This is a genomic window from Streptomyces sp. NPDC006476, from assembly GCF_040612015.1.
Classification (GTDB): domain Bacteria; phylum Actinomycetota; class Actinomycetes; order Streptomycetales; family Streptomycetaceae; genus Streptomyces; species Streptomyces griseorubiginosus_B.
This window is the reverse complement of record NZ_JBEXPK010000008.1, coordinates 223,511-244,998: the sequence shown is the minus strand read 5'-3', so window position 1 is coordinate 244,998 and position 21,488 is coordinate 223,511. Positions and strand designations below refer to the sequence as shown.

At 68.3% G+C, this 21,488-nt stretch carries 18 protein-coding genes and 2 pseudogenes; 4 read left to right on the top strand and 16 right to left on the bottom strand.

What is annotated here, in order from left to right; translation table 11 throughout:
* Positions 1-86 precede the first annotated feature (86 nt).
* From ABZZ74_RS12025 to ABZZ74_RS11995, 7 genes and pseudogenes are all read right to left on the bottom strand, one after another.
* A pseudogene (locus ABZZ74_RS12025) lies at positions 87-856 on the bottom strand (IS5 family transposase); the annotation flags it as partial.
* A 30-nt stretch (positions 857-886) separates the two neighbouring features.
* Positions 887-1,030, bottom strand: a complete 144-nt coding sequence (locus ABZZ74_RS12020) for a hypothetical protein (RefSeq protein WP_356763722.1) — start codon at positions 1,028-1,030, stop codon at positions 887-889.
* Positions 1,027-2,511 (bottom strand): glycoside hydrolase family 32 protein, encoded by a 1,485-nt coding sequence (locus ABZZ74_RS12015; protein ID WP_356763720.1) that lies wholly within the window; start codon positions 2,509-2,511, stop codon positions 1,027-1,029. Before ABZZ74_RS12015 ends, ABZZ74_RS12020 begins: the two co-directional genes overlap by 4 nt.
* Positions 2,512-2,558: 47 nt before the next feature.
* On the bottom strand, positions 2,559-3,425 hold the full coding sequence (locus ABZZ74_RS12010) for a carbohydrate ABC transporter permease (RefSeq protein ID WP_356763718.1): 867 nt from the start codon (positions 3,423-3,425) through the stop codon (positions 2,559-2,561).
* Positions 3,422-4,417, bottom strand: a complete 996-nt coding sequence (locus tag ABZZ74_RS12005) for a sugar ABC transporter permease (RefSeq protein WP_356763716.1) — start codon at positions 4,415-4,417, stop codon at positions 3,422-3,424. Before ABZZ74_RS12005 ends, ABZZ74_RS12010 begins: the two co-directional genes overlap by 4 nt.
* A 7-nt stretch (positions 4,418-4,424) precedes the next feature.
* The gene (locus ABZZ74_RS12000; RefSeq protein WP_356763714.1) at positions 4,425-5,837 is read right to left on the bottom strand and encodes a sugar ABC transporter substrate-binding protein; all 1,413 of its coding nucleotides are present in this window, start codon (positions 5,835-5,837) and stop codon (positions 4,425-4,427) included.
* Positions 5,838-5,932: 95 nt separating this feature from the next.
* Positions 5,933-6,991: a LacI family DNA-binding transcriptional regulator gene (locus ABZZ74_RS11995; RefSeq protein ID WP_356763712.1), complete on the bottom strand. Its 1,059-nt coding sequence runs from the start codon at positions 6,989-6,991 to the stop codon at positions 5,933-5,935.
* A 409-nt stretch (positions 6,992-7,400) separates the two neighbouring features.
* On the opposite strand from ABZZ74_RS11995, the gene ABZZ74_RS11990 reads away from it, so the two are divergent.
* The 4 genes from ABZZ74_RS11990 (at position 7,401) to ABZZ74_RS11975 (ending at position 13,849) form a co-directional block, all read left to right on the top strand.
* Positions 7,401-8,414: a LacI family DNA-binding transcriptional regulator gene (locus ABZZ74_RS11990; protein WP_356763710.1), complete on the top strand. Its 1,014-nt coding sequence runs from the start codon at positions 7,401-7,403 to the stop codon at positions 8,412-8,414.
* A 379-nt stretch (positions 8,415-8,793) separates the two neighbouring features.
* The gene (locus ABZZ74_RS11985) at positions 8,794-12,555 is read left to right on the top strand and encodes a discoidin domain-containing protein (protein ID WP_356763708.1); all 3,762 of its coding nucleotides are present in this window, start codon (positions 8,794-8,796) and stop codon (positions 12,553-12,555) included.
* 656 nt (positions 12,556-13,211) lie between these two features.
* A complete protein-coding gene (locus tag ABZZ74_RS11980) occupies positions 13,212-13,445 on the top strand; it encodes a type II toxin-antitoxin system VapB family antitoxin (RefSeq protein WP_053672219.1) in 234 nt (77 codons plus the stop codon).
* Positions 13,442-13,849, top strand: a complete 408-nt coding sequence (locus ABZZ74_RS11975) for a PIN domain nuclease (protein ID WP_356763706.1) — start codon at positions 13,442-13,444, stop codon at positions 13,847-13,849. Before ABZZ74_RS11980 ends, ABZZ74_RS11975 begins: the two co-directional genes overlap by 4 nt.
* 51 nt (positions 13,850-13,900) lie before the next feature.
* Here the strand turns inward: ABZZ74_RS11975 and ABZZ74_RS11970 are convergent.
* The 9 genes and pseudogenes from ABZZ74_RS11970 to ABZZ74_RS11930 all read right to left on the bottom strand — a co-directional run.
* Positions 13,901-14,278: pseudogene (locus tag ABZZ74_RS11970) on the bottom strand (response regulator transcription factor); the annotation flags it as partial.
* A gap of 265 nt (positions 14,279-14,543) precedes the next feature.
* On the bottom strand, positions 14,544-14,741 hold the full coding sequence (locus ABZZ74_RS11965) for a hypothetical protein (RefSeq protein ID WP_356763704.1): 198 nt from the start codon (positions 14,739-14,741) through the stop codon (positions 14,544-14,546).
* A 51-nt stretch (positions 14,742-14,792) separates the two neighbouring features.
* Positions 14,793-14,951: a hypothetical protein gene (locus tag ABZZ74_RS11960; protein WP_356763702.1), complete on the bottom strand. Its 159-nt coding sequence runs from the start codon at positions 14,949-14,951 to the stop codon at positions 14,793-14,795.
* A gap of 236 nt (positions 14,952-15,187) precedes the next feature.
* A complete protein-coding gene (locus ABZZ74_RS11955) occupies positions 15,188-16,033 on the bottom strand; it encodes an ABC transporter permease subunit (protein WP_356763700.1) in 846 nt (281 codons plus the stop codon).
* Positions 16,030-16,809 carry an ABC transporter permease subunit gene (locus tag ABZZ74_RS11950; RefSeq protein ID WP_356763698.1) on the bottom strand — a complete coding sequence of 260 codons (780 nt, stop codon included), beginning with the start codon at positions 16,807-16,809 and terminating at the stop codon, positions 16,030-16,032. Before ABZZ74_RS11950 ends, ABZZ74_RS11955 begins: the two co-directional genes overlap by 4 nt.
* A complete protein-coding gene (locus tag ABZZ74_RS11945; RefSeq protein ID WP_356763696.1) occupies positions 16,806-17,678 on the bottom strand; it encodes an ABC transporter ATP-binding protein in 873 nt (290 codons plus the stop codon). Before ABZZ74_RS11945 ends, ABZZ74_RS11950 begins: the two co-directional genes overlap by 4 nt.
* Before the next feature lie 80 nt (positions 17,679-17,758).
* Positions 17,759-18,865 (bottom strand): ABC transporter substrate-binding protein, encoded by a 1,107-nt coding sequence (locus ABZZ74_RS11940; protein WP_356763694.1) that lies wholly within the window; start codon positions 18,863-18,865, stop codon positions 17,759-17,761.
* A gap of 131 nt (positions 18,866-18,996) precedes the next feature.
* A complete protein-coding gene (locus ABZZ74_RS11935) occupies positions 18,997-19,794 on the bottom strand; it encodes a PDR/VanB family oxidoreductase (protein ID WP_356763692.1) in 798 nt (265 codons plus the stop codon).
* A gap of 9 nt (positions 19,795-19,803) precedes the next feature.
* Complete coding sequence (locus tag ABZZ74_RS11930) at positions 19,804-20,844, bottom strand: aromatic ring-hydroxylating dioxygenase subunit alpha (protein ID WP_356763690.1); 1,041 nt, start codon at positions 20,842-20,844, stop codon at positions 19,804-19,806.
* Between the last annotated feature and the right edge of the window lie 644 nt (positions 20,845-21,488).

Sequence of the window (21,488 nt, the reverse complement as noted above, 5' to 3'; positions counted from 1 at the left end):
CACCACCAGCGCCTGGCGATAATCGACAACGAGGAAGGACACAACAGCCATGACAGCGAACCGCAGGTATGACAGCACTGCGGCTTGCTCCTCTCAACTGTGTTGCGGCGTTTGTAGATCTCGCTGTCGAAGCCGGTGGGCCGGCCGCCCTTGCTGCCGCGGCGTTTGCGGTTGGCCCGCTGGTCCTTCGGCTCGGGGATCGTGTGCTTGATCTGGCGCCTTCGCAGGTAGCGGCGGTTGCGGCGTGAGCTGTATGCCTTGTCGCCGCCGAGGTGGTCGGGCCGCGTTCGCGGGTGACCGCCCTGTGGGCGGGGCACCCGGATCCGCTCCAGGACCTCGATCATCTGCGGTGCGTCGCCCCACTGGCCCGGCGTGACCAGGAAGGCCATCGGCCGGCACCCGCCTTCACCGGCGAGGTGGATCTTGCAGGTCAGACCGCCCCGGGACCGTCCGAGTCCTTCGTCGGGGCGGTGGTGCCGGGGCATCGTGCTTTTTTCGGCACACGCGGCTTCTTCTTACGGGCCCCGGCCGCGTGCTGATGGGCACGGCAGGACGTCGAGTCGACGCTGACCATGCTCCAGTCGATCCGGCCCGCGAGGTCGGCGTCGGCCTGGACGGCACGCAGGATCCGGTCCCACGTGCCGTCCGCCGACCAGCGCCGGTGCCGCTCATAGACGGTCTTCCAGCTGCCGAAACGCTCAGGAAGGTCCCGCCACGGTATGCCCGTTCGGACACGGAACAGGATGCCGTTGATCACCTTGCGGTGATCGTTCCAACGTCCGCCTCGAAGCCCGGACGACGGCAGATGCGGCTCCAACCGGAACCAGTCGGCATTCGTGAGATCACCCCGCCCCATACCGAGATCAACGAGCCAGCAATCCGACAGTCACATGATCCGCCGGACAGGACCTAGCCGTCGCAGCCCGACGGCGACGTTGGCGGGGCTGCCGCCGGGGTGCGGGGTGAGGTTTGGGCTGCCTGCGGGCCACACCACGTCGACCAGGGCTTCTCCGATGATGAGCGCCGTCATGCGGACCGTTTTTCCGGCTGTTCGACGTCGCCGCTCGGGTCCTTGATCACGAGGGGCAGCAGGTCCCACGCGTCGACGGTGTAGCCGAGGCCAGCCCCGGGCGCACTGCGGGCCTGCAGGCGCCACGGGACCTCGCCGGTCGGGTAGAAGCGCAGGGTGAGCACCTGGCCCGTGGCGGTCAGGAAGATCTCGGCGGTGGAGTGGTCGACGACCACGCGCAGGTCGACCGGTCGGCTTACGGGGCAGGGCATCCGGTAGGAACCGCCGCGGGCGCGGGCGTCCCGGGAGGCCCTGTCGCGGTCGACGACCAGGTGACCTGTGGCGGGGTCGAGGCGGATGTCGAGGTACTCGGAGCCGTCGGCGGCGGTGACCAGGCGCAGGCCGGCCTCGCCGGAGGTCTCCAGACGTGCCGTGAGGTCGAAGCTGCGGCCGACGTCGCCCAGTTCCACCGGATCCGCGCCGGTGGTCCGTCCCTGCGCGTGGACGGTGTGGTCGCCGCGCAGGGCCAGCAGTTCGGCGGCGGGCTGCTGGTGCAGTGAGCCGTCCTGCGTGAGGGAGATCTCGCGGGGAAGGGTGAGCGTTCCGGCCCAGCCGTCCTGGGCGGCCCAGGCTTCCTCGCGGGCTTCCCAGGACCAGCCCCACAGCAGCCATCTGCCCCCCGGTGCGCGCAGCAGCGCGGGCGCGTAGCAGTCCGGGCCGTGGTCGAGGAGGACCGGTGCGGCGTCGGCTTCGAAGACCCCGCCGGTCTCGTGGCCGACCAGGGCCACCGAACATCTGGGACCGTCATGTGGGTCCCATGCGCTGTAGATGAGGGCACCCCGGCCGGAGCCGTCGGCCGCCGGGAGGTATTGGGGGCACTCCCAGCCTTCCCCTGTGTACCGGTCACCGGAGCCGACCGGCTGCGGTGTGCCGGCACAGAAGGGTCCTCGGTAGGTCCAGGTCTCAAGGTCGGGTGATTCGTAGAGAAGAGCGGCCCCGCGGCCGTCGGCGAGTGCGGCGCCGACCAGCATCCGCCAGCGCGTACCGTCCCGCCAGACGTACGGGTCGCGGTACATGGTGCAGCCGTCGGGGGGTTCGGGGATGAGCAGGTCGCCGCGGGGGCGGAAGGTGCGGCCGCCGTCGCGGGAGGTGGCGGTGGTGACCGGCTGGTACCAGCGGTCTTCGCGGAGGGCGGAGTAGAAGGCGATCAGCCGGTCGCCGTCGGAGACGGCGTTGCCGGAGAAGCAGCCGGCGGCGTCCTCGCCGCCTGGTGTGGGAGCGAGGGCGATGGGCAGTGGCTCCCAGCTGAGCAGGTCGGGGCTGCGGAAGTGGCCCCAGTGCATGTTCTCGTGGCGGGTGCCGTACGGGTTGTACTGGTAGCAGACGTGGTAGTGGCCGTCGTGGAAGGCCAGTCCGTTGGGGTCGTTGATCCAGTTGCGGGGCGGGCGCAGATGCGCGACGGGCCGGTGCGGGTCAAGGGGGTCAAAGGGCGCGGTGGACACACGCGTGCCTTTCGAGGAGTTGGAAAGCGTGCGGGGAGCGGCGGCAGTCAGCGGAAGGAGCCGGCCACGATCCCCTCGACGAAGTACCGCTGGGCGGCGACGAAGATCAGCACGCTGGGGATCAGGGCGATGACCACTCCGGCGAGCACGATGGAGATGCTGCCGGTGCCCAGGGTTCCCTGCAGGCTCACCAGGCCCAGGGGCAGGGTGAACTTGTCGGTGGACTGGAGGAAGATCAGCGGGCGGAAGAACTCGTTCCAGTAGGCGGAGAACGTCAGCACCGCCAGCGTGGCCATCGGCGCCCGCGCCATCGGGGCGTAGATGCGGGCGAAGACCTGGAAGTGCGAGGCCCCGTCCACGCGTGCCGCCTCGCCGAGTTCGCGGGGCATCTGCAGGAAGTACTGGCGCATCAGGAAGGTGCCGAAGGCACCGCCGACGGCGGGCAGGACCAGGGCCATGCTGGTGTCGGTCAGGCCCAGGTACTTGATGATCAAGAAGACCGGGATGATGGTCGTCTGGAGCGGCACCATCATGGTGGCCAGGATGACGGCGAACAGCGCCTTGTTGCCGCGGAAGCGCACCATGGCGAAGGCATAGCCGCTCATGGTCGAGGTGATCAGCTGGCCGACCACGATCAGCCCGGTGACCAGGGTGCTGTTGAGGAAGAAGGTTCCCAGCGGGACCTTCTGGAAGACGGCCTGGTAGTTCGACCAGATCGGATGGGTGGGGATCCACTGCGGGGGCTGGTCGAAGGAGGTGGCCGGGGTGCGCAGCGAGGTGGACAGTGCCCACACGAGCGGCGCCACGATCAGTACGGCCGCCACGGTCAGGACGGTGACCGACAGCAGCGAGGTGATCCGCAGGCGCCGGCGCCCGGGCGATGCGGCGGCGGGCCGGTCGAGGACGGCGGTCATGAGTAGAACACCCACTTCCGGCTCACCGTGAACTGCACGGCCGTGATGACCAGCAGGGCGACGAAGAGCAGTACGGAGACGGCCGAGGCATAGCCGAACTGGAGGTTCTGGAAGGCCGTCTGGTAGACGAGCAGGACGGTGGTGTAGGTCGCGTCGCCCGGACCGCCCTTGGTCATCACGTAGGGCTGGTCGAACAACTGCATCGTGTTGATGAGGCCGACGGTGCAGGCGAACAGCACCGTGGGGCTGATCAGGGGGAGCTTGATCCGCCAGAACACGCGGGCGGACGACGCGCCGTCGATCTGCGCGGCCTCCAGGACGTCCGGTGGTACGGAGCCGAGGGCGGCGACGAAGAGGATGAACGTGAAGCCGAGTTGCTGCCACACAGCGACGATCACGATGGTGGCCGTCGCTCCGGTGGTCGAACTCAGCCAGGGGACCGTGGGCAGGTGGAGGGCGCCCAGGTAGTAGTTGATCACTCCGAAGTGGTCGTCGAAGATGTACGACATCACGATCGAGATCGACGCCGCCGAGGCCAGCATCGGCATGAAGAACGCCGCACGGAACAGGTTCTGCACGATCTTCGAGGCGCGCTGGGCCACCAGCAGGGCCAGGCCCAGACCGAGGGCGACCTGCAGGAAGACGATCATCACGGCGAGGCCGGAGGTCACCAGCAGAGAGTGGGTGACCGCCTTGTCGTGCAGCAGGGTGTCGAAGTTCTGCAGGCCGACGAACTGGGGGCTGGTTATGGCGTCCCACTTGAACAGTGCGAGAACGAACGACCCGACGATCGGCGCCACGGTGAAGACGAACACCACCACCAGCGACAGCGCGACCATCCCGTACCCGAAGAGCGCTTCGCGGCGGGCTTGGCGGGCCTGAGCGCGGCGACGCAGCGCCGCCGTCGGATCCGCCTGGTGCAGCGGGGCGCGGCCGGGCCGCGCGCCCGCCGGGGCGGACGCGAGGCTACGGCTCTGGACTGGCTGCGACATCAGCGCGTCATCCCGTCTTCGCTGCGGTCTCGAGATCGCTCTGCAGGCCGTCGAGGGCCGCCTTGGCGTTGCCGCTGGACATGGCCTGGGTGGTGCGCTTGTTCAGCGCGATGGCCATGGCGTTGTAGTACGGCGGCGCCGGGATCGGAGCGGTGTTGTCGAGATCGAGCGTGTCGTAGAAGACGTTCCAGTGCTTGGGGCCGGTGGTCGCGTACCGGGCGGCCGTCGACATCGACTTGCGCGGGAAGGTGGTGACATTGCCCGGGAACAGCAGGTCCAGGCTCTGGGGGGTCACCAGGGTCTTCAGGAGTTCCCAGGCCAGGTCCTTGTTCTTGGACGACTTCATGATGCCGTAGCCGCCGGTGCCGAACAGGTGGCGCTGGGTCTTCCACTTGGGGAAGTACTGCACGTCGAACGAGCCCGTCCGCATGCCGGCGTTGTGCAGGCCGCCCGCCCAGAAGCCGCCGCCGACGGACATGCCGATCTTGTTGCTGGCGAACAGGCCCTGCAGGGTGGTGCCGCCGCCGACGTCAGGGCTGGGCGACAGGCCCTCCTTGTGCAGCTGGACCATGTAGTCGAGGGCCTCGACGACCGGGGCGGAGTTGGCGGTGGGGTCGCCCCAGCGCCAGCCGCCCTTGCGGCCGGCCGCAAGGGGGTTGTTCGGGTAGAAGGTGTTCCACAGCCAGTCGCCGCCGTCCCACTTGCCCTCGGTGAGCAGGTTGCCGCCGTTGGCGTACATCCAGGACGTCCAGCTGCCCCACAGCCGTACGACCCAGTCGTAGCCGACCGTGTTGCCGCCCTTGGCGGAGATCTTCTTGGCGATGTCGTAGAAGTCGTCCTTGGTCCAGTTGTCGGCGGGGCGGTCCATGCCGACGCTGCTGAACAGGGAGGTGCTGTAGAACATGTTTCCGGCGTTGAAGTCGGTCGGCAGTTCGTACAGATGCCCCTGGTACATCATCGCCTCGACGAGGGCCGGGTGGACGTCGGCGAAGTACGGCTTGAGCGCGGCCGCGTCGCGCTTGACGTAGTCGTCCAGCGGCTGGGCCAGTCCCTTGGCCGCGAACAGCTGCAGGCCCTCAGTGGCCACCGCCGCGATGTCCGGTGCGTTGCCGGCCGCGATCTGGGTGAGCAGCTTGCTGAAGAAGTCGTTCCAGTCCGTGCCCGTGGTGCCGGTGAACTTCACCTTCACGCCGGGGTGCGCGGCCTCGAACGCCTTGGCGGCCTCAGCCATCTTGTCCGCCTGCGTCTGTGCGGCGAAGACGGCGACGTTCAGCACCTTCGAGCCGGAGGAACCGGAAGAGGAGGAGCCGGACGAGCAGGCGGAGGCCAGTCCGCCCACGCCCGCCAGCGCGGCCGAGGCGGCGCCCGCTCTCAGCAGGCCGCGACGGCTCAGCGGCTCCTTGAAAAGGCCAGAGGACATGCGTGTACCCTCACTGTGTGTACCAAGTACGGACAGGGATGACGACCGGTCGTAACGGTCGCCTGTCGTAGTGCGAATGCTTCGCCGTCCCGGGGTCAGAGTCGGGGCGGCGAAGCGACCGATGCCCGCGCCACCAGCGGGCAAGACAGCATTTCCTGCGTGACCGGGCGCGGTGGCGGCCCCGGCGTTCCGGTGAGTGCGAGCAGCTGGCTGACCGCCCGCGCTCCCATCTCGTAGTGCGGGAGCTGGACCGTGCTCAGCGCGGGGTGGAGCGCCTCGCAGATCAGCTCCTGGTTGTCGAACCCGATGACCGACAGGTCGCCGGGGACGGACAGTCCCAGCTCCGCGGCGGCCCGGTAGGCGCCCGCGGAAATCCGGTCGTTGAAGCAGAACAACGCCGTCGGCCGCTCGTCCGTCGAAAGCAGGCGCCGCGCCGCCCGGTAGCCTGCGGCCGCGTGACCGGCGGTGGTCTCGGTGGGCACCGTCGGCTCGGCGACGACCAGGGAGGGATCGTAGGAGATCCCGGCGTCGGTCAGCGCCCTGCGGTAACCCTCGATGCGCAGGCCCAGCGCGGGGATGTCCTCGGTCGGCACGACCATGCCGATCCGGCGGTGCCCGTGGTCGATCAGCTCGCGCACCGCCGTGTAGCCACCCTGCACCTCGTCGGGCACCACGGAGGGGATCACGGAGTCCTCGCAGCGTGCGTCCAGCAGCACCGTGGGCGTGGCGCGCAGACTCTCCGGCAGGCTCACGACCCGGTGGTACATGGCCGCGTACAGCACGCCGTCGACCTGACGCTGGAGCAGCATCTCGATGCTGCGACGTTCGAGCTCGGCGTCACCGCCCGTGTTGACCAGGAGCAGCAGCATGCCGTGAGCCGCCGCGGCCTCCTGGGCTCCGAGGACCATCCCGCCCGCGTGGGGGGTGGTGGCGATCTCGTCGCTGATGAACCCGATGGTCTGCGACCGCTGCAACCGCAGCCCCCGGGCCAGTCCGTTCGGCGCGTACCCGAGCTCATCGGCGATCCGCAGGACGCGCTGCCGGGTCTCGGCGCTCGCCCGCTTGCCCTCGACGCCGTTCAGGATGTGCGACACGGTCGTGACGGACACACCCGCCGCCGCGGCCACGTCCTTGATCCCGATCCGGCGCGCCATCGCCCCTGCCTCAGTCCGGTGCTCAAACTGGTGGATTCCGGTTGGCCAATCGTTTTGCCATCCGTGTGGAGATGAGAGTGCCTTCGGCCACAGCTCCTGTCAATGGCTCGTTACGGACTCGTGGCCCCGGTATGTCCGTGTGCGACCGCCGGCCCAACCTCCGGAGGGAATCGGAGATTCCGCCATCGGGTCCGATGGTGATGCCCCCAAAGCCCCGCGGAGCAGGGCGCTTTGCCGTTGTGGCGTCACCTTCCAGGCCGGAGGGAGGCCGCGCCTGGCGGCAGTACGGAGGACACATGCGTACGAGGCCCCTGCATCTCGCCGGACCGGGGCCGTCGCCCTGCGGGGTTAGCCTTACGGCGTGTCAGCCCATGCACCTGGCCAACCACCGGCGAGTCGAGCGCGACGGGTGGACGTTGCACGTCTGGCCGGCGTCTCACCCGCGACGGTCTCCTTCGTGCTCAACCAGACGTCTGGGCAGACCATCAGCGACGAGACCCGGCAACGAGTCCTGCAGGCGGTCGCCGAGCTCGGCTACCGCCCCAACCGCGCCGCCCAAGGACTGCGGCAGGGGCGCAGCGCGACCGTCGGCTTCGTCAGCCACGACGTCGACTTCGGCGAGTTCGCCGCCGCCGCGATCAAAGGCGCACACGAGGCGTGCACCCGCCAGGGCAACCTGCTGCTCCTGGTCAACACCGGCGGTTCGAACCGCCGGGCGCAGCAACTGATCACCGACCTCCTCGACCGGCAGGTCGACGCCTTGATCTTCGCCGCGGTCGGCACCAGGCAGGTGATCCTCCCGGACGCCGCGACCCGGGTTCCGACCATCCTGCTGAACTGCTTCGCCCCGCACGACCCCGTCCCGGCGATCGTGCCCGACGAGGAACGCGGCGGACGGGAGGCCACCCAGGCGCTGCTCGACCTCGGCCACCGCGACATCGCCTACCTCACGGGCAACCCCAGCCAGTGGGCCACCAAAGCCCGGCTGCGCGGCTTTCGCGAGGCGCTGCGCGGCGCCGGACTCAACCCGCGCGAGCAGACCGTGCTCTCCGGCAACTACCACGCCGACTCCGGCCACGACCTGGTGCGGACGCTGCTGCGGCGCGGCCCCCTGCCGACCGCCATCATGTGTGGAAACGACCGGATGGCCGTCGGCGCGCTGCTGGGTCTGCTGGAGGCAGGCGTCCGGGTGCCTGAGGACGTGTCGGTGATGGGATACGACGACCAGTTCCAGCTCGCGGCGGAGATCCGCCCGGCCCTGAGCACCGTACGACTGCCCTATGACGCGATGGGACGGCAGGCGGCGGAGCAGCTGGCCCAGGGTCGGACCGCCGCCCCGACGGGCCGCGCACTGGTGCACTGCCCGCTCGTCATGCGTGACTCCACGGCGGCCCCCGCGGTCCGCACGCGGACTGGGTCCTGAGCCGGGCCGCTCCCTCAAGCCCCCCGAATTCACCGAGAACTACCCGGAATCATCCCCTTGACGCGGGATCATGCCGAGCCTACGGTTTGCTCGCTAACCCGAATTAGTATCTGAGGTCTCGGCGGGTTGGATACGCCACGGAGCGGGGCGACGGTGACTGCCGCCGCTGGGTCAGCCGCCAGGAGCGCGTGTCGAGACCAGAACGTCGTTGTGTCGCGCCGTCGTTGTGTCGCGCCGATCACGCAGGCCGACACCGCATCGAGTCGCGCAATCGCTGTCAGTCCCGTGGATGAACGGTCATCCGTCGGCGACTGCCCCTAGCGAGTGCAACCGCATCGGCACAACAACTGCCGCACACAAGCTCCTTCGGAGGATGAGCATGCGAAGAATCAAACGCATGCTGCTACGGCTCACCGCGTTGAGTGTGGGCCTCGCAGCCGGATCCGCCTTCCCACCGGCACAGGCAGCAACGCCGGCGGACGGCAGCTCCGTGCAGGTCTGGCTCACGGACGTCGGGTCCAACCAGTGGGTCGCCAAGCAGAAAGCCGTGGCGTTCCAGACGCAGCAGACGACCAACCCGCTCACGATCAAGGTCGACGACACCGTCAAATACCAGAAGATCACCGGCTTCGGAGCGGCGCTCACCGACTCCTCGGCCTACCTCATCGACAAACTGCCGACGAGCGGCCGCAACGCCCTGATGCAGAAGCTCTTCAGCCCCTCCGCGGGCATCGGCCTCAGCATGGTCCGCTCACCCATGGGCGCCACGGACTTCACGGCGAGCGGGAACTACTCCTACGACGACATGCCGGTGGGGCAGACGGATCCGACGCTGGCGCACTTCTCCGTCAAACACGATGCCGCCTACATCATTCCGGAGTTGAAGCAGGCGCTCGCCCTGAACCCGGGCATCAAGGTCACGTCGACCCCCTGGAGCCCCCCGGGCTGGATGAAGACCTCCGGTTCCATGATCGGAGGAACGCTCCTCGACACGGACTACTCGGCGCTAGCCAACTACTTCGTCAAGTACATACAGGCCTACGGCAAGGCCGGGGTGCCGATCGCCTACGTCACACCGCAGAACGAGCCGTTGAACGCTCCGACCTGGCCCGGGACGTACCTGACTCCCAGCCAGGAGACCAAGCTGGTCCAGGAGATGGGCAAGGCGTTCATGGACAAGGACCTGTCCACGAAGATCCTCGCGTGGGACCACAACTGGGACGTGCCCTCGTACCCGGAGTCGATCTACAACGATCCGACGACCGCCAAGTACGCCGTGGGGGCCGGGTTCCACATCTACAGCGGCACCCCGATCTACCAGACGCTGGCCCACAACGACTATCCGAGCAAACAGCTGTACCTCACGGAAGCCACCGGAGGCGTGTGGCAGGCCGACAAGCAGGTGGCCTTCCATGACGCCCTCGACACCTGGATGATCGACACCACGCGCAACTACGCGAACGGCGCGATGCTCTGGAACATTGCACTCGATCCCGCCATGGGTCCGCTCAACAGCGACACGAACGGCATCGGTGAATGCCGCGGACTGGTGACCATCGACCCGGCGAGCGGCGACGTCACGTACAACCCGGACTACTACGCACTCGCCCAGGTCACGAAGTTCGTCAAGCCCGGAGCCCACCGCATCTACTCGAACACCTTCGGGGCCGGCAGCGTCAACGACGTCGCCTTCCAGAATCCCGACGGATCGAAGGTCCTCGTCGCGTACAACGACTCGAAGGCCGCGAAGACCATCAGCGTCGCGGACGGGACGCAGTCGTTCGACTACACACTGAACGCGGGCAATGCCGCCACCTTCACCTACTCGGGACCCACGCAAAGCGGCAGCACCCCCGCGGCCGGCGACGTCGGTGACCTAACGCACGACTTCACCTTCAAGTCGGCGACCGGTCGCCAGACCATCACCTACGACCCGCAACTGCTGCCCATCCAGAACTCCGTCACCACCGACTCCCAGCTGACCACGTACTCCCTCCCGGTCGGAGCGTCCATCAAGACTCCGGGAACGGCGCTCAGCCGCAGCGGATGGAAGGTCACGTCCTCCTCGAGCCAGTCGGGCGATCCGGCAGCGGACGCCGTCGACGGCGACCTCGGCACCCGATGGCGCACCGCGATCAAGATGAAGAGCGGCGACTGGTTCCAGGTGGACCTCGGCAGCACGACCAGCTTCGACCAGATCACCCTCGACAACACGGCGAAGAACGCCTTCGACTCCGTCTTCCAGTATCAGGTGTACGTATCGGACGACGGCGAGCACTGGGGCAGCGCGGTCGCGAACGGAAACGGCGCCCTCGGCAGGACGGCCATCACCCTGCCACCGCAGAAGGCGCGGTACATCCGCATCGTCAGCACCGCACCGTCGTTCTTCTTCCACTGGTCCATCGGTGAGATCAAGGTGTACGGCACCCCTGGCGAAACCGGCTCGATCGGAGCCCCGACCGCGGTGCCGCACGGACTTCAGCTGCAGAACTGGACCGCACCGGACGGATCGAACGTCTCCGTCGTCTACAACGGAACCGGGCGCAGCCAGAGCTTCCCGATATCCACTGGCGGCACACACACGTACACGCTGCCCGGCGGGACATCGGCGATGTTCACGACCAAGAGCCTGACGAGCTATGCGATCCCCGACTTCGGAAGCATGACGCCCACCACCGGCATTCCGGGCTCCGAGTTCACGATCACCGGCTCCCACTTCGGTGCCACCCAGGGCCTGGGCACCGTGTACTTCGGAGGCATCCACGCCGACATCGCCACCTGGTCCGACACCAGCATCAGCGCGTACGTTCCGGGCGGACTCCCCTCGGGCACGTACGAGGTGTCGGTGAACGGCGCCGGCGGACAGCCCGCGGGCGGATCCACCTTCACCGTCAACGGCCTGGGCACCGCGCTCTCGAAGACCGGCTGGACCGCGACAGCCTCGAAGGTGAGCCCGTACGCCACCGACGTGCTCGCCAACATGATCGACGGTGACACCGACACCCGCTACAGCTCCGGAACCGGGCAGGAATCCGGCCAGTGGGTGGAAGTGGACATGGGGAAGGCGCAGAGCTTCGACACCATCGCCCTGGACTCGGGCAGCAGTACCGGTGACTATGCGCGAGGCGCGGACGTATACGTGTCATCCGATGGGACCGACTGGAAGAAGGTTGCCGCCATACGCTCGGACGGCCAGCAAATCGAAGCCGTGACCTTCGCGACGCAGACGGCGCGCTACGTCAAGGTGGTCAACACCGGCAGTGCCGGCAACTGGTGGTCGATCGCCGAGTTCAACGTGTACGCGGGCGGATCCGCGACCCCGGTCTACGGCATTCCGCTGTCGAGGGCCGGTTGGACCGCTACGGCATCGAACACGAGCCCATGGCCCAACGACGTGCTCCCGCACATGCTCGACGGCGACCTCACCACCCGCTACACCTCGGGTGCCGGGCAGGAATCCGGTCAGTGGGTGGAGGTGGACATGGGGAAGGCCGAGAACTTCGACACGGTCGTGCTGGACGCGGGCAGCAGCGTGAACGACTACGCGCGAAGCGCGGATGTGTATGTGTCGTCCGACGGAAGCGACTGGACGAAGGTTGCCTCCATCGCCTCTGGTCAACCGGTCGAGGCAGTGACCTTCGCGACGCAGACGGCGCGTTACGTCAAGGTGGTCGACACCGGCAGCGCCGGCAACTGGTGGTCCATCGCAGAGTTCAACGTCTACGCGGGCCCCGTCTCCGGCACCCAGCTGTCGAGAACCGACTGGACCGCGACAGCGTCGAACACGAGCCCATGGCCCAACGACGTGCTCCCGCACATGCTCGACGGTGACATCGACACCCGCTACACCTCGGGTGCCGGGCAGTCCTCGGGCCAGTGGGTGGAGGTGGACATGGGGAAGGCCATGAAGATCGACACGGTCGAGCTGGATGCGGGCAGCAGTGTGAACGACTATGCGCGAAGCGCGGACGTGTACGTGTCGTCCGACGGCAGTGGCTGGACGAAGGTCGCTTCCATAGCGTCGGGCCACCCGGTCGAAGTGGCCTCGTTCGCGATGCAGACGGCGCGCTACGTCAAGGTGGTCAACACCGGCAGCGCCGACAACTGGTGGTCGATCGCAGAGTTCAACGCGTACGCCTGATCACGTACGTCGTGCTCCTGAGCCCGGGCCGGCTTTCCGGCTCGGGCTCAGGGCCGTATCCGCTGCGGGTGAGCCGGAGTCCCGCTCCGAGCTGGGGTGATCGTCTCGACGCCCAGCCGTGCCCGTCTCTCCGGGACGCGTTCCGGACGCAGGTTGGACACAAGGATCGGACAAGACTGACAAGGGCCGAGAAGGACTGAGGCGCCAAACCTCGTCTGACCTGGGAAAACGGCCAAGATGAGCATTGATCGACAAGGGTCGCCAAGATCCTCAAAGGACTCATAATCCGTCGGTCGTGAGTTCGAGTCCCACCCGCCCCACCACTCGCTACGCGAGAAGAAACCTTCTGACCAGCCACTTCCCTGGTCGGGGCGAGAGTCGGAGAGTCCTGGCGGCACCGTGTTGATCATGATTTCATGATCGTCTGGACAGATTTCTGGACGCCGATTTCGGTCAGGTCGGGCATGGCGCCTATGCGGTATTTCGTGTCGACGTCGAGCAGGGCTCCGCCGGCTCGCCCCGTCGCGGGAAGCGGCCCATGGGAACGCCACGACATCCAGCGCACTTCCCTCGCGTGGTCTGTTTGTGATCGATGGCTGCGCCCAATGTTGGTGATGTATCTTGGGTGCATACATCGTGGATGTTGGAGGTGTCCGATGTCCGTCACGCAGATTGATCTCGACGACGAGGCGCTGGCCGAGGCCATGCGGCTCATGGGCGTCACGACGAAGAAGGAGACCGTCAACGCGGCCCTTCGGGACTACGTGGCGCGGATCAAGCGGCTTGAGGCTGCGGAGAAGCTGGCCGCGCGGGGTGCGCGTGGAGAGTTCGAGCAGGCCGCGGCGGCGCATGACGCGGAGAAGCGCGCCCGACGCGAGGCCTTCGAGTGATCACGTATCTGGTGGACACCTCGGCTCTGTGGCACCTGTTTCGTACCCCAGGCGCATTGCGGCCCTGGGAGGGACACATTGCCGCCGGTGTGTTCCACCTCTGCGAGCCGACACGTGCCGAATTTCTCTACTCGGCAACCAGCCCGTCCCATCGGGATGAGCTCGCAGAGGAACTGGACGCGCTCTGCTTGCTCTCTCCGGTTCCGAAGAACGCCTGGCGTTGGGTCGACACCGCCCAGTACAAACTGACCCAGCAGGGCCGGCATCGGGCAGCTGGGGCGATCGACCTGTTGGTGTGTGCGACAGCTGTACACCATGGGCACACCGTTCTCCACGTGGACAACGACTTCGTGACGGTGGCCGGAGTCCTTAAGGAAGTGCAGCAGCGAGACGCACGAGCCTGATCTCCACCGTTCGGCCAGACGCCTCAGCTCCGGCGCTGGAGTGTTCATCAGGTCGGGAGTGGCAAGGTAGTGGGCTATGAGCGCCTTGGTCGCCGTGGGTGACAGCAGCGCCTCTCCGCGAGCCACCAGCTGGATGGCGTCGAGGAGGCCGGAGAGCGCCACTCCCATTCCAAGGATCCAGCTGGCCCCGGCACGCAGTGCCTTGAAGACGTACGCGTCGGTTTCGGCGGTCGTCAGGAGCAGCACCCGTACACCCCCCGCGAGGCCTTCGTTCGTCGAGATGGCACGGGTGCTGCCGGCGAGTCTCACCGCTTCTTCGCCCATCGCCGCCTCTCCGACGGCCTCCAGGTCCGGTTCCGACTCGATGAGCACGCGGAAGCTGGTGCGGATCAGGGCCTGGTCATCCACGAGCAGAACGCAGATGGCCATCCACATCAGCCCAGCCCCGAGGATCCGCACGAACGAATGGTGAGGCTGTGAGCAGACCGGCATCGCTGTGGCGGGTGCCGACACTCACCCGCGCTTTTGATCGCCGCGATATGGGCGTCGGCCAGCGGGGGAGGCGTCCAGCACGTCGTGTGGAACGCCGAACCCGGCTCCCCCTTCACGGGCTGCGCCTCCTGGCCTCCTGGGCCGCGGAACAACAACCGACAGCCTCCGGAAACACCGCGTAAGCCCCTTGGGATCATCGCGGTCAGGAGCCGACTTGAGTCGGAGGCGTGGCAGACCGGGGCGGGGTGGGCGTGCCGTCGCCCAAGGCTGACTTCCAGGTGGCGCCGTCGACGGGCGTCAGGGTGGTGATGGCGCTGCCGCCGAGCCGCAGGGTGAGGGCCAGGGCGCGGGTGGCCTGGCCGCGGCGTCGGCATACGCCGCGTTGGACGACCCTCTCCACCAGGGCGGCGACGACGGTGACCTTTTCCGGGCCTCGTGACCCCTGCCGCAGCTAATCGAGGATGTCGTCGTTGGAGTCGAAGCCGTGGCTGTCCAAGGGCAGGTCGGTGAAGTACTCGGTGTCGGCTTCCCCGGTGAGGAGGGCGAGAAGGAACGGGGCGCACTGGCTGCTGTGGTGTTCCCATTCCGGGCCATGCAGCGAGCGCGTCAAAAGAGGGGTGTGCGCCAGGGACTTGCAAATGTCGACGGCGGTGCCGGAGACCAGGGTGCGTGCCCGGCCCGCCCAGGCCGAGCGCCGTGGCCGCGTCGCAGACGGCGCTGGCGAGTGCCGCGTGCGCCGTAGCGCATGGCCCAGGGCGCCAGTCAGGGTGACGGCGTGGGTGGAGGAGAGCCTTCGAAGGCGGAGGCATCCAATTGCGCAGGTCTCCAGTTGCAGGCGGGACGGGGTCAGGTGCCCGGGCGGATGTTGGGCGCGAAGCGGGCCAGGGCGACGGTCTCGATGGCCGCGATGATGTTGTACGCCAGTGCGGACACCGCGGTGAGGACCGCGACCGAGGCCCAGAGGTGGTCGTAGTCGAAGGTGGAGGAGTCCTTGAGCATGGCGTAGCCGAGGCCTTGTCCGGTGGAGAGCCATTCGGCGAGCAGCGCGCCGATCAGGGCTCCGGGGACACCGACGCGCGCGCTGGCGAAGAACGCGGGGACCGCGCTGGGCAGCATGACCTTGCGGGCGACGGTCCAGTCTCCGGCGCCGTACGCGCGGCACAGGTCGGCGGCCTGACGGGAGGCGGAGCGCAGGCCGAAGACCATGGTGACCAGGGCGGGGAAGAAGACGATCAGGCCGCTGATGACGGTGGTGGCCAGCAGGCCGCGACCGAAGACGAGGGTGATGAGGGGGGTCATCGCCACCAAGGGCACGGAGCGTACGACGACCGCCATCGGCAGCAGGGCCTGCTCGACGCTCCGGAGGAGGACGAAGACGACCGCCACCCCGGCCGCCGCCGCCAGTCCGGCGACGAAGCCGGACCCGGCGTCCAGCAGCGTGCGGCCCAGACCGGAGGAGACCAGGGACCGGTGGGCGCCCGCGTCCGGGCCGGTGAACAAGTAGTGGAAGATGTCGACCGGTGACTTGGCCACCAGCGGGTCCAGGTCGTAGACCTGCAGGAAGATGATCCACAGGACGATGACGGCCGCCATCGTCACGACCACGTTCAGCAGCGGGCGCAGCACGCCCGCCGCGAAGCGCAGCGCGGGGGCCGCGTCCGTCCTGGTCCCCGTCTCCGTCACGGTGCTCATGCGCCTCCGCCTTCCACTGTCGTCGTGCGCGACCACGGCAGGGCGTAGCGGGCGACCAGCCCGACCACCCCGTACGCGACGCCTGCCACCGCGCCCGAGACCAGGGCGATGCCCCAGGTGCGGGGCACGTCGAGCTGCTGCTGGGCGATGGTCATGGCGATACCGAGGCCGCTGTCGACGCGGCCGAGGTACTCGCCGATGATCGCGCCGAGCAGGGCCGCCGGGCCGGCGATCTTGAGTGCCGCCAGCGTGCTGGGCAGCGCGGCGATCAGGCGGACCCGCAGCATCTGCTGCCAGCGGCCGCCGCCGTAGGCGCGTACCAGGTCGAGCGCGGCCGGGTCGGCCGAGCGCAGCCCGAGCAGTGCGCCGATGAGGGTGGTGAAGAAGACCGACAGCCCGGCCATCGCCGACATCGGCTTGTCCCCGTCGAGGACGAGGGACAGGATCGGGCCGATCGCCACGATGGGCAGGCAGTAGGAGGCCACCGCGATCTGCGTGATCACCCGCTCCAGCACGGGCACCAGCAGCACGAGTACCGCCAGGCCCAGCGCCAGCCCGTTGCCGACCAGATAGCCGGTCAGGGCCTCGCCGACGGTCTGCTCGACATGCGGACTGTAGAAGGTCCAGCCGTCGTCGAACACGCTGGCCACGACCGCCCAGGGGGTGGGTACGCCGTCCCCGGTGCCGACGACCGTGGTGGACAGCAGCGCCCACGCCCCGATCAGAGCCGCGATGCCGAGGGCCCCGCCGGTCCAGGCGGAACGCCGCGCACTCATGACGCCTCCACCGCGGGATCGGGAGCGTCGGCGGCGCTGTCGGCGGGCGTGTCGACGCGGCCGAACAGGAGTTCCGACAACTGGTCGGCGTACGCGTGGAACTCGGGCGAGCGCATCATCTCCGGTGTGCGGGGACGGGGCAGGTCGATGGTGACCTTCTCCACGATCCGGCCCGGACGGGGCGACATGACCGCGACGGTGTCGCTCAGCAGCACGGCCTCGTTGATGGAGTGCGTGACGAGCAGGGTGGTCACCGCGCGGGCCTGCCAGATGCGCTGGAGTTCGAGGTTGAGCCGCTGGCGGGTCATGTCGTCCAGCGCGCCGAACGGTTCGTCCAGCAGCAGCACCTTGGGGTCGACGACCAGAGAGCGGGCGATGGCGACGCGTTGCCGCATGCCGCCGGAGAGCTGGGCGGGGCGTGCCTTCTCGAAGCCTTCGAGGCCGACCAGCTGGATGAGGTCGGAGATCGCCGCCGGGTCGGCCTTGATGCCGCTGATCTCCAGCGGGAGCCGGATGTTGGCGGCGACCGAGCGCCACGGGAGCAGCGCGGCGTCCTGGAAGGCTATGCCCAGGTGGTGCCGTTTGCGGGCCGCCTCGGGGTCCTCGCCGTGTACGAGGGCCGTACCGGAGGTCGGGCTGTCGAGCCCGGCGAGGATCCGCAGAACGGTCGACTTGCCGCAGCCCGACGGCCCCAGCAGCGCGAGGAACTGCCCCTCAGCCGTGTCCAGGTCGACGCCGGCCAGTGCGGGTACGCGCTGTCGGCCGAGCTTGAACTCCTTGCTCAGCCCGCGCAGGGACAGTCCGGTGCCGGTGTCGGCTGACCCTCCGGAGTCGTCGGATGCTTCGGGAACGGCTGCTGCGGTACTCATCGGATGACCTCTGTGTGCGGTGCGGGTAGGGGAAGCCGGTACCGGCGGGCCGACGGGGACGCACCGGTACCGCCGGGGCCTCAGATGAGGCTGGGGTCTTCCTTGTAGACCTCTTCGAGGACCGAGAGGTCGAAGAGCTTGTCGGCGGTGATGTCGAGGCCGCCGTACTTCAGCGTCTTGATGTTCTCGTCGATCAGCGCCTGCGTGACCGTGAACAGGCCGTTCTTCTTGGTGTCGGCGCTCACCATCAGCTCGCTCTCGTCCTTGGACTCAAGCGTCTGCTCCTTGGTCGTCAGCCCGAGCCCCTTGCCGTACGTCTCGGCTGCGAGCTTCGCACCGAGCGCCGGGTCGGCGATGTTCGCCTTCCAGCCCTTGATCTCCGCGCGCAGGAACGCCTTGAGCAGGTCACGCTGCTTGTCGATGGTGTCCTGGCGGACGCAGTACGTCTCCGAGACCAGCGGATAGCCGGTGTCGGCGAGCAGCATCGTGGCGACCTTGAAGCCCTTCAGACGCAGCGAGTTCGGCTCGTTCGTCACGAAGGAGAACCAACCGTCCACGGTGCCCTGGGTCAGGGGCAGCGGGTCGAACTGCACCGGTACCTTCGTGATCTTCGACTCGTCGAGCCCGGTCGCCTTTATGTACGCCGCCCACACGGACTCGTTGCCCGCCTGGACTCCGATCTTCTTGCCGTACATGTCCTCCGGCTTGGCGATCGGGGCCTTGGCCATCGACATGATGCAGAACGGGTTCTTCTGGTACTGCGCACCGATGATCTTCAGTGGCGCGCCCTTGGCGACGGCCGAGCCTGTGATGTCGGGGGCGCTGATCGCCACGAGCGCCTTCTTGGTGACGACGTCCGTCTCCATCGGCGTCGCGGACGGGCCGCCGCCGATCAGCGTGACCTTCGAGAAGCCCTCGTCCGTGTAGTAGCCCTTGCTGTCCGCTATGTAGCTGCCCGCGAACTCGACGTTCTTGATCCAGGACAGCCGAAGTGTCAGCTCACCGAAACTCTTGGAACCGGAGGATGAGGGCGAGGAGGAAGAGGACGACGAGTCCGAATCGCCGCACGCGGCGAGCAGCGGGCCGCCGAGCAGTACGGCACCGCCCAGCTGCAGTCCCCGCCTGAGGAAGAGACGGCGGTCGGTGGCGGCGAACGCTCTGTCGTCACTGTTCGTACTTGTGGTCATGGCGCGCTTTCCTTTCACTGGCCGGGTCGGCACCGGCTCCTGGTGGACATGAGGAATGTGGATGGGGCGAGGCCCGGACAGTGCCGGGCCGGTCTCCGGTCGAGCGCCGGCCCGGGATCAGGGATCCCGGGTCAGAGGTCGAGGAGGAGTTCGGGGGTGCGGGCGCGGGAGCAGCAGAGGGTGATCCGGTCGCCCGCCGCGCGCTCGTCCGGGGTCTGGACCTCGTCGCGGTGGTCGGGGTCGCCGGCCAGGACGGGGGTCGGGCAGGCGCCGCAGATGCCCTGCTCGCAGGAGAGGCCGCCCTCGACGCCGTGGGCGGTGGGAACTTCGGCTTTCGCGCCGTCTCCGGCTTCGGCGGATGGCGGAGCCGCCGGGGCGAAGCGTTCGGTGTGAAGCTGCTCGGGGTGCCGGCCCGCAGCGGTCGCCTCGGCCGCGACGTGGGTCATGAAACCGTCGGGCCCGCAGACATGGACGGCCGTGTCAGGTTCCGGGACCTGTAGTTCGGCGGGCAGCCCCGCGCGGACGGTGTCCCCCTGGTCGCTGTGGTGGACCACTGCCCGCTCGCCGAGAGCGGAGGTGTGGAGCCGCTCCAGCAGGGGGGCCTCCGCCGCGCCGGAGGTGTAGTGGTGCAGGACGGACGACGCTCCCCGCGCGGCCAGGGCTTCGGCCATCGACAGCAGGGGTGTGATGCCGATACCGCCCTCGACGAGCACGTGATGCCCGGCCGCCACGAGCGGGAAGTGGTTGCGCGGGGGCGAGATCCGTAGCCGTCGGCCCACGGTGAGGCCACGGTGCAGGGTGCGGGAGCCGCCCCGGCCGGCATCGTCGCGCCGTACGCATATCAGGTAACGGCCTTTTTCCCTGGGGGAGTTGCGCAAGGAGTACGGCCGGACCAGGGAGGGCCCGAGTTGGGCGTCGAGTTTCTGCACGGTGGGCCCTTACGCGGTGAAGAAGTGGCTCAGGCCCAGGTCGCGCAGGCCGCGGCGGTAGGCGATGGAGCTGCGGTCGGCGGGGATGTTCACTTCGAGTCTCGGGTCGAGGGGGAGGTTCTCGGGTTTCTGGACCTCGACGACGGCGCGGTCCTCCTCGAAGACCGTGCGGTTGAAGTCGTATACGGCCTGGACGGGCTGGTCGGTGTCGAAGTTGCGGGCGATGGGGGCGAACATGCGGGTCTGGCGGGCGGAGACGGGGGAGGCGGCGTTCATGATGTTGAGCAGCCCGCCGTCGGGGAAGTGCACGACGAGCGTGGCCGTGAACGGCAGGTGCACGTCGAAGTGGCGCAGCCACCGGAAGCCGGGTGGGGCCTCCTTGGTGCCGTGCGGGTAGTTGCTGACGCTGCTCCAGTAGTCGACGGAGTGGCCGTACTGGTGGCGTACCGGGGTGTAGTCGGGGACCTCGGTGTTGTCGGGGTCGCCGAAGGAGTCGAGGTGGACGAAGCCGAAGTGGGCGACGTCGAGGAAGCCCTCGACCTGGCGGCCGGCGAACGCGGCGACGTCGATCCAGGGGCAGTTGATCTGTTGGAAGGCCGCCTCGTCCCAGTGGGCCATGGCCGGGATCACCGGGGCCGTGTCGGGTTCGGGGCGCAGGCAGGTCCACACCAGCCCGTACCGTTCGACGACGGGGTAGGCCCGCAGGTTCAGCCGGGACGGGATCTTCGACTCCGGATGGGCCGGCACCTGCACGCACCGCCCGCCGTCACCGAAGCGCAGCCCGTGATACGCGCAGGTGATGCCGTTCCCGTCGCCGCGGCCGAGGCTCAGCGGCACCCCGCGGTGCGGGCAGATGTCGTGAGCCACGACCACGCTGCCGCCCACCCGATAGGCCACCAGGGTCTCGTCGAGCAGGCGCACGGCGGTCGGCGCGTCGCCGATCTCGCTCGACAGGGCGACCGGGTACCAGTGCTGGGCGAGGATCGCCCAGTCGTCGGCATCGAACGTGCAGTCGCGGGGCAGGTCTGGCCGGGGTGGAGCAGTGGTCATGCGAAATCCTTCTGCGAAGCGCGGCTGGGAACGGCCACGTGGACACCTGTGCGGCGCGCACGCCAGGACGACGGCGTGGGACAAGGGCGACGCGGAAGAGTGCCGCGACAAGCCGTTCCCGGGGCAGAGGCACCGTGGAACCGCAGACAGGGCAGGGCACCGGCCGCGGTCGTCGGTACGAGGTCAGTTGTGAGAGCCCTCGGACTCCGGATGTGAACCGTGCGCCACCCGTCCGCGCGTCCAGGCCGACTGGTGGGCACGGCACCGGAGGTCCGTGCTGCACGCGCTGACAAAGCTCATCGCGCATCCCTCCGTGCCCAGTGCCGACTGCCTGTCGCCGGACGACCAAGCCGAGACTGACGCACAGAGATTGCCCTGTCATTCCGTGTTTGTTACTTACGGATTCCATGCCCGGTTTCGGCCCGGGGCGCCGAAGCGAGCACCCGAGGAACCGCGGCAGGCAAGGGGGTTCTCAACGCCTCGGAGTCATGGGAACGGGCTCGATGTGCTCCAGAACGGCCGTCGTGGGGATGGCGTACGTTTCGTGGCACGTTGTGATCGATCCCCCGCTGCGGGACGAGGTGCTGCTGAAGGCCGCCGTGTCCATAAGTGTCCGGTCGCCCCGAGCCGCTCGGATACGTCCA

What these genes read in the sequence shown, in the direction of transcription:
- ABZZ74_RS12020 (WP_356763722.1), bottom strand. Translation starts at nt 1,030, where the DNA reads ATGACGGCGCTCATCATCGGAGAAGCCCTGGTCGACGTGGTGTGGCCC.
- ABZZ74_RS12010 (WP_356763718.1), bottom strand. Translation starts at nt 3,425, where the DNA reads ATGACCGCCGTCCTCGACCGGCCCGCCGCCGCATCGCCCGGGCGCCGG.
- ABZZ74_RS12005 (WP_356763716.1), bottom strand. Translation starts at nt 4,417, where the DNA reads ATGTCGCAGCCAGTCCAGAGCCGTAGCCTCGCGTCCGCCCCGGCGGGC.
- ABZZ74_RS12000 (WP_356763714.1), bottom strand. Translation starts at nt 5,837, where the DNA reads ATGTCCTCTGGCCTTTTCAAGGAGCCGCTGAGCCGTCGCGGCCTGCTG.
- ABZZ74_RS11995 (WP_356763712.1), bottom strand. Translation starts at nt 6,991, where the DNA reads ATGGCGCGCCGGATCGGGATCAAGGACGTGGCCGCGGCGGCGGGTGTG.
- ABZZ74_RS11985 (WP_356763708.1), top strand. Translation starts at nt 8,794, where the DNA reads ATGCGAAGAATCAAACGCATGCTGCTACGGCTCACCGCGTTGAGTGTG.
- ABZZ74_RS11980 (WP_053672219.1), top strand. Translation starts at nt 13,212, where the DNA reads ATGTCCGTCACGCAGATTGATCTCGACGACGAGGCGCTGGCCGAGGCC.
- ABZZ74_RS11955 (WP_356763700.1), bottom strand. Translation starts at nt 16,033, where the DNA reads ATGAGCACCGTGACGGAGACGGGGACCAGGACGGACGCGGCCCCCGCG.
- ABZZ74_RS11950 (WP_356763698.1), bottom strand. Translation starts at nt 16,809, where the DNA reads ATGAGTGCGCGGCGTTCCGCCTGGACCGGCGGGGCCCTCGGCATCGCG.
- ABZZ74_RS11945 (WP_356763696.1), bottom strand. Translation starts at nt 17,678, where the DNA reads ATGAGTACCGCAGCAGCCGTTCCCGAAGCATCCGACGACTCCGGAGGG.
- ABZZ74_RS11940 (WP_356763694.1), bottom strand. Translation starts at nt 18,865, where the DNA reads ATGACCACAAGTACGAACAGTGACGACAGAGCGTTCGCCGCCACCGAC.
- ABZZ74_RS11930 (WP_356763690.1), bottom strand. Translation starts at nt 20,844, where the DNA reads ATGACCACTGCTCCACCCCGGCCAGACCTGCCCCGCGACTGCACGTTC.